Raw genomic sequence first — 697 nt, forward strand, 5'->3', positions numbered from 1 at the left:
CCAGACGGTCGCGATGACGCTCGATGTCTGGGCGGCAGGCGAGGCGCCGTCCCGATATGCGGTCCGCACGTTGCAATCCGTCGGCAAGACGCTTTCCGACGTCCAGTCGCAACTCCGGTCCGTCGGATCAGCCGAACCTGCCGAACAGGCCGCGTTGGCCGCCGCCGTGGGCCGGATGTCTGAAGCGGTCGCGCGGGCCGAAGCGGGGCTGCAAACCGGCAGTCGCTCCGAGGTGCGAAACGCACAGGACGACGCTCAGGCGGCTGCCCGCGCCCTGGCTGCCGCTTACGCCAGATATTTTGCGCCGAAACCATGAAGAAGCTTCTGGAAATATCGCTCGGCGTCGTTACCAGCGTTGGCGGCTTTCTCGAAGTGGGGTCGATGGCGACTGCCGCCCAGGCCGGCGCGACCTTCGGTTTCCACCTGATATGGGCAGTGGTTCTCGGCACGCTCTGCATCATTTTTCTCGTCGAGATGGCCGGGCGGTTTGCCGCTGTGAGCCAGCACACGATTGCCGACGGAATTCGGGAGAGGTTTGGCTTTCAAGTTTTCCTGTGGCCTTTGCTCGCGACTTTGCTGGTCAACTTCCTGGTGATGTCGGCAGAGATCGGCGGCGTTTCGATCGCGCTGGAACTGGCCACCGGCATCGGTTTTCAGTGGTGGGCACTGCCGGCTGCCCTGCTGGCATGGCTGATGC

2 protein-coding genes are annotated in these 697 nt (G+C 64.0%); both read left to right on the forward strand.

Annotated elements, in window-relative coordinates:
- A partial coding sequence (locus EOA36_RS36520) for a hypothetical protein (protein WP_210212453.1) occupies positions 1–316 on the forward strand: 316 nt, incomplete at its 5' end.
- Positions 313–697 (forward strand): divalent metal cation transporter (locus EOA36_RS36525; RefSeq protein WP_145969560.1); only part of this gene is annotated, 385 nt, incomplete at its 3' end. The genes EOA36_RS36520 and EOA36_RS36525, both read left to right, overlap by 4 nt.

It is taken from the genome of Mesorhizobium sp. M8A.F.Ca.ET.021.01.1.1 (genome assembly GCF_003998025.1).
GTDB lineage: Bacteria > Pseudomonadota > Alphaproteobacteria > Rhizobiales > Rhizobiaceae > Mesorhizobium.